At 36.2% G+C, this 7024-nt stretch carries 3 protein-coding genes and 1 pseudogene; all 4 read right to left on the bottom strand.

The annotated features are described in order from the left end of the window. Positions 1 to 1325 precede the first annotated feature (1325 nt). Complete coding sequence (locus tag ACFINL_RS09170; protein WP_375651443.1) at positions 1326 to 2264, bottom strand: abortive infection family protein; 939 nt, start codon at positions 2262 to 2264, stop codon at positions 1326 to 1328. A 1392-nt stretch (positions 2265 to 3656) separates the two neighbouring features. Continuing rightward, entirely contained in the window at positions 3657 to 5021 is a 1365-nt protein-coding gene (locus ACFINL_RS09175; protein WP_375651444.1) for an MFS transporter, read from the bottom strand. Positions 5022 to 5607: 586 nt separating this feature from the next. Then, positions 5608 to 5955 (bottom strand): hypothetical protein, encoded by a 348-nt coding sequence (locus tag ACFINL_RS09180; RefSeq protein WP_375651445.1) that lies wholly within the window; start codon positions 5953 to 5955, stop codon positions 5608 to 5610. Between the two features lie 919 nt (positions 5956 to 6874). Beyond that, positions 6875 to 7024: pseudogene (locus tag ACFINL_RS09185) on the bottom strand (DUF3792 domain-containing protein); the annotation flags it as partial.

A 7024-nucleotide genomic window follows, 5' to 3' on the forward strand; every position in this document is an offset into this window, starting at 1 on the left:
TAGGGGCATGCCTACTAATCATCATGCACCTTCGGAAGCAAAATGGGTAGGGGAAGAACGTATAAGCTACGTAATGCTACGCACTTAAAGGGCGCGCAAGGACTAAATCTAAACTCAGATTCTCTTGGATTTTAATATCATCCCTCCCTTTGTTCTATGTGTACCTGTATATCTTCATCCTCAAAACAATCTGCCAACTTTTTGTAACAAAAAACTGCACACAATTCCTTGAACTCCAAACTATCTATATCACTAAATACTAAGGGGGATTTTTACCTAGAAAGCTTTTTGGGGTAGCGAGCCTATGCCTATGATCTGTGGGGGCAGTGCTTTACGGCTCAGATAGAGAAATAACAGCTTTTTACACTATCCTAACATACATAATGGCTATGGTATGTAAGAATAGTGCCGTTTTTTATACGGAGCTGCCTTATTATAAGATTAAGTAGGGTAGGGGAAGAACGTATAGGTATGTAATTTACGCGCATAAAGGCTTTGAAGGGATTAAATCTAAACTCAGATTTTCTTGGTTCTTATGTCATCTCTCCCTTTGTCCTATGTGTAGCCTGTATAGCCAAATCCTCAAAACAATCCGCTAACTTTTTGTAACAAAAAAACTGCTCACAATTCCTTGACCTCCAAACTATCTATATTCCTGACTACTAAGGCGGATTTTTACCTAGCAAGCTTTTTGGGGTAGCAAGCCTATGCCTATGATCATTGTAATGATGCAAACCTTTTGCAAACAGTGTTTTAAGAGGGTAAAGTGTTATGTTGATAGCAGAAAGCCTGTAAAGAGAAAATGGCTATGGTATGTAAGAATAGTGCCGTTTTTTATACGGAGCTGTCTTATTATAAAATTAAGTAGGGTAGGGAAAGAACGTATAGGTATGTAATTTACGCGCATAAAGGCTTTGTAGGAATTAGATCTAAACTCAGATTTTCTCTCTTTAGGGAGTTAAGACTTGTATTTTTATCATAATGACTAGCTTCTCCATCATAATATTTCTTCACGAGAGCTTTCCAAAAATAGTACACTAGCTAGTTTGTTCTTAAAAAAAATAATCAAGGCAATACTTTTGCACCATCCTCATTCGCCATCCTTAAGGGCGGCTTTTGCATTTACAGAAATTGCCCACTGACTTTAGAAGCGGAGCCTAGAAACGTGGGGAAGAGGAACACCATAGAGCGGTGTGACTACTCATGTTGTCATGCTATAGAAATATTTGGTTTTGTAGGGTATAAGCAGCGGCCACCCCCTTTAATGCTTTTTAGGCATTAAAAATGGCACGAAAAAATGCTGGTAATCGTGATATGGTTTTTTATTATGGCTGATCCATGAGCTCTAAAATATAAATTGAGAGAGAATGGGCGGCATTAAAAGTTAAACGCGCATGGCGAGGCTTGAGATTGATTAGTTCAAAATCCTTTTCTGAGCGGCCATGCGCTGCACTTTTCTTGTTTCTTAAATTCATAGTACCACTAACGATTCTGGATAGACCGGTTGCGATCATTCTTAAGTCATTTTTATCTAGATCTTGATTTTTTAAGTTTTTTTGCTTTATATCGTCAGTATGAATCTTAGCCTTCTTAGCGACTTCTTTCCATAAAGCGTACAGCTTATTATGGGCATTTTCTTCGTATAGGATAGAATGGTGGTCGAGATAAGCTTTGCAAGAGGCTTCCAACAGATTTGCTGCAAATAGAACTGCCTCCCTTGGATCTTTTTCTATATTTTCTAATGCCCTATTTATTTCGATTTCTACTGCTGAAAGTTCTTTCTCTGCAATAAGTTTTTTTAGCTCTTCCATCGAGAGGAGACCAGCTTTTTGCAATTCTTGTGTGAAGGTCACCTCATTCTTGATAATATATCCTCCACGCTGATATTCCAATCCATCTTTCTTTAACGTTTCTAAAACTTTACGTTGATCTTCTTTAAGCTCTTGTAGCATTTGATCTTCTGGTATGTCTTGAAATATGAATCCGACTAACTTATGAAACTCGCTGTCCAAAAAATCACCAAGCAGGGGACCAAGGACTTCAAGCGGTTTATTGCATTCTACATTGATTGTATCTAGTCGTTTCTTAATCTTGACTTCATCATCATCACTTCGATACTCATGAGGAGCAGATGGTGTATAAAAAAATAAGGCATCCAAATTCTTTGGCCAATAGTACTTTGGTAATATTTGAGAGAGTATCCTAATTGTTGCAGGAGGGATTTTGTTTTTCTGAGATATTTTTTGCGGAGACGATAATTGCATTTTATGGCTTTATAATATCAAAAAGTGGTATGTTGAGTGGTTTTTAGAGTATGATTTTATTGCCTGACCTTTTATAGAAGGTCGCGCAACAATTTTGTGGCTTATATAAGATTTGTGAAAGATAAATGCCATATTGTGTTTTATTTTTCTCCTTTCATTGTTATAACAGTGAAGGGGGTGAATAATGCGTGATAATTGGAAAAATATAGAATGAGAACAGAAGTATAATTTTGTATTATCGTAACTGCAATAGCATTCTTTATTGGCAGATTGTTTATTGGAGAGAAGGAAGCAGGCAATGCGCATAATCCCTGAACGGAAGGTTTTGTGACAAGAATTTCAATAATGGCATGTTACTAAATGTTGTGTGTGTTCTTTGCTTGTCAGAAAAAGTAGATGGCGCTCTTTATTTGCATAACCGGTATAGAGTAATGCGGGAGGCTAGTTTAAAATCTCGTTTATTCCGTTAAAGCTTACTGTTTTCTATAAAAAGACTGTTTTCATTATATCCGCTGTGAAGCTCGCATACTTGGTAGATGGAAATATACGCGTTTATCGTGTCTGTAAGGGAGCTTGAAGCAATGAGGTTATGTGTAAAAGAGTTCTGAAAAGCTTCTTTTGTCCGTAAATTTTATAAGGAAAATCTAAAGGCAGGAAAATGTTAGAGAAATCTCAGAGCACACTGTAAAAGTAAAAAAACAGCCTTTTTAGGGATGATTTGCTGTCTGTTATTGTGCATCATGATTTTCAATGTTTTTAAAATTTCCCTCTCAATGAGAGAGGGATTTTTTATTAAAGTGGGGGAAATTTCTTATAACAGTTAACAATGAAATGGAGAGAAGATGCTGCTTTACCAGCTGTTTTTGTCGCTTCAGTTTCATTTGGACCTATTGCGGTTACGGAAGCATAGTGATTCAATGACTTTGAAAAGGGGCGAATAACATTATCAAGTTTGCAATACAGTGCGATTTTTCACATCGCGGTGTGTGGTAAAAGATGATTAGCATTTATAGGGGCGTGCGCGGGGGCGGGTTCTATATTCTATGCTGGGTCGGTAGGGCGTCTGTTAGCGCATTTATGGGACTATTCCGCATTGAAATGCGTGCTTAATTTCGTGGATCTTTGCAAAGGTCTGATCAGAAAATCCCATATTTCAAGAGGTTTTTAGAGGGATTTAAAAGCACAGAGGTATCATAAAATTACAAACACCGTACGTTGCTGGAGGTGATCAATTTTAGAGCTTAAGGAGCTTATCGGTTTAGTGTTTTTTCATAAAAATGATGAAGGCTGTGGTCAAGGTCTCAGTGTGTTGGTTTCTCGAAAAGTGGTAAATGCTGTATGATTTTATAAGCTATTGCAAATGTTATGGATAGGGTGTTCAAATAAAGCATATCATAAATCAAAATTCTTCTCTTTAGGCGATAAGAGGAGGGCTAGGCAAAACAGTAAAAATGTAGCGATAGAGAATATGAAGAATACGATATATGTTTGGTTTAAGGACAGGGATTCTTCTGTCAGCGAATGGATCAAAAAGCCAGCGAATATACCCCCTAAGGCACCACCTATTTGCTGTAATATGCGTGTGATAACGGCTGTATCTTTGACGTATAAACTGTTGACATATTGGATGGGGGCGGAAAGGCAGACAATGGTGGCGATGCCAAGTCCTATGCCTCTTAGCAAGAATCCAAGTCCATCCATGCTTATATTATAGCCGAAGCATAATAACCCAAAGCTTGATATCACTAAACCAATTCCTATCATGAAAAAGGGAGATTTTTCTTTCCATTTTTGGTAAATAAATTTCCTGCCAATCCACGCACCCACTCCTTGCAGAGCAAGGAGGGCACCGATGATGAGAAGGCTCTTTTCATAGTTTCCTCCCATGGCAACGGCTAGTGGGAAATAAACGAGGAAGCTATAAAAAAGAAATGAAGCAACGAGCCCCATGATCATGAGCAATGTATAGCGCGCATTTTGAAATCCGCTAAAGACGATTAATTTGTTTTTTGCTTTCTGATTAGAAACAATGAATAATATGAGAGATATCACGGCTATAAGCGCTAGGATAAAGAGGGTGTTGTGGTTATTGATATTTCTGGCTTCTGTGAGATAAAAAAACGAAAGAAGGGAGATGGAAAACGCTAAAAAAGCAAATAAGTTAAATTTTGTTTTTGTTGTTTCGTTGCTCTTTAAATGTTTAGCTCCAAGGGTGAGTGCCAATAAAATAAGCGGAATATTGATAAAAAATAACAAACGCCAAGACACATACTGAGCAAGCGAGGCGCCTACCAGCGGACCAAAGGCAGGAGCGAAAACTGTTGGTACGGCTATGGTGCCCATGGCTTGGCGCACTCGTGTCTGTCCAAATTGTAAGGCAATGATGGTTTGGCTAAGGGGCAGCAAAAGACCGGTCCCAAAACCTTGAACGATACGGGCAGATATAATAGTTGGAAAATTATAGCTTAATCCTACCCCCAGTGATCCAAGCATAAAAATGAAGCTTGCAAGAAGCCAAGTGCTTTTGATACCTATTCTTCCTTGCACAAAAGCGGCCATTAGCAGCCCTGGAACGGTGGCGAGAAAATAGGATGTTACAACCCATTGTATATTATTTTCTCCGACTGAAAAATAATGCGCAAGGTTAGGAAGGATGACATTGACAATGCTCCCGTCCAGCAGAGGAAGTATGCTGGAAATAATGACGGTATATATGACATACCTTTCTGTTTTTGTATAGGAATCTCTCTTTTGCATTATTATGCCCCCTGTTGATATTCTTTAAAATATTGTCCCCGCCCCATTCCCAGACTTTTAAAAATTAACATGTGTTTGTGATGGCTGTGGTTTTGATATTGGGATAAATGTGATTGGGAGCGCTGATGGTCCCCTTGTGTACAACCCTTCTTCCTCCAAAATGAAGCCATCAGTTAAGCTGATTTTGATGAGTTTATCGAGGAGTCTATTTGCTGTCAACTCAATCTACATGAGAGCAAAAGCAGAACCTACACGAGACGTGCACGCCTGCTCCATTTGCATTTATTATTTAACATGGAAAATGTGAAAATCTTTATAAATCAAATTATTGACTTAAAAATCCAATGTTTGTTTATATATCATTTTTTATGCTTAAATGATTGTTTGGGTATCAAATGTATTCTCAATAGTTTATAATTTTCTTTTCTTAAATGTGCAGCTCTTTCTGAAAAATGTTCGATAATTTCTTGATTGTTTAATAAAAATTAAAATTGGTTATAAGGAAGAGCTTGTAAATTATAGAGTAGGAAAAAGGTGCATTTTATAAAAAACAGGGGAGGGTTGTTTCCATAACCCAAACATTTTTTCAAGTTGTTGTGGTATCTTTTTGAATTGCTTGATCGATAAAAGTTTTATAATTATCAGAAACAATATATTGGGTATTTTCTCCCAAAGCTTTGAAATGTTCATGACCGCAATGGATTTTTGCTTTTTCCAGAACGCGCAACATGTCTTCGAAAATACTTCTTTTGCTTTCCACAACAAAATACAGTTTTTCTTGCCCATTTTGCTCGAATAATACAGTCCAATCGGGAGTATATGATCCAAGAGATGTATCAATTTTAAACCATTTAGGCAGTTTCGCATAAACTTTAATCTTATCGTTTTTTTCAAATGATTGTGCAAAATTGAACTCAATATCTGAATCATAAATACATGATCATAAGTTGATTTATCAGTTTTTGTCATATTCTTTTATAAAACAATTTGCTTTTATATTTATTAAAATGCATTTTCTATTTTATTTTTTCATATAATTAGCCAATGAAGTTTTTGCTCTAATATCGCAATTTGTAAAAGACTATTTTGGTCATTCAATATGAAACTTTTTATGTCGGTTTCTTGTATTGAAAGCAATGGTACGATTTTTGATATCTGTATAAAATATTTACAAAAAAAAATTTAATAACGCATGATTATAGAATTTTGTTCTTTGTTTGAAGCATGTACAGTTAAACCATTGTTTATTCATAGATTTTATGTTCATTATTTATTTGATACATTTAATCTAGAATGTAAATTTTGTTCGTATCCTCAAACTAAAATACTGGTATTGAAGTGGTGAGAGTGTTGCTTTGTTGAGAATAGATAATTTGGTAGGTTGGTATTCCCTTTGTATCAGAGAATTCAACTTATTCTCTCATATTGTGTGTGGATGAAATGTTAACCGCATAATGCTCCCTCTTACATGAGATGTAAGATTGATATGTTTTCCACATTGAGAAAAGTTGTTGATCGTAGAGAAATATTTTTTTGCGAAATTCGTTTGGCTTAAATGGAAAAAATAGAGCAAGAGTCGCATATTTGTTATGCTGTAATGGCATATATATATAATCGATGGAGTCAACACTTCATTTAAGAAGTTTTTTAAAGGAAAAACATAAAAAAATAGAATTATTGAAAAAAATCTTTTATTTTGCAGCTTGTTTCTCACGATTATAAAAGCTTCACGTGGATTTTGAAAATTCTTGTTGTGTTGAAAAGCATACAAAAATCAAGAAAATTTTGCAAAAAAGCTGCACTATGCGTGCAGCTTTTTATGTATTTGCTTTAAAGGTAGACAGGTAGACGTTTTAAAGCATGAAAGTGTCCTTACGGCTTCTATAACCGTAGTAGCCAAAAACACTGGAAATAATGGCGCCTATGAGACTTCCTAAAAAGCCCCACCACCCCATATTGGAGGCTGTTTTTGTGGCTTTAGTTGCAGTGTTTTTTGCTCCCTT

The organism is Bartonella sp. AA78NXGY (assembly GCF_042197005.1).
Classification (GTDB): Bacteria; Pseudomonadota; Alphaproteobacteria; order Rhizobiales; family Rhizobiaceae; genus Bartonella.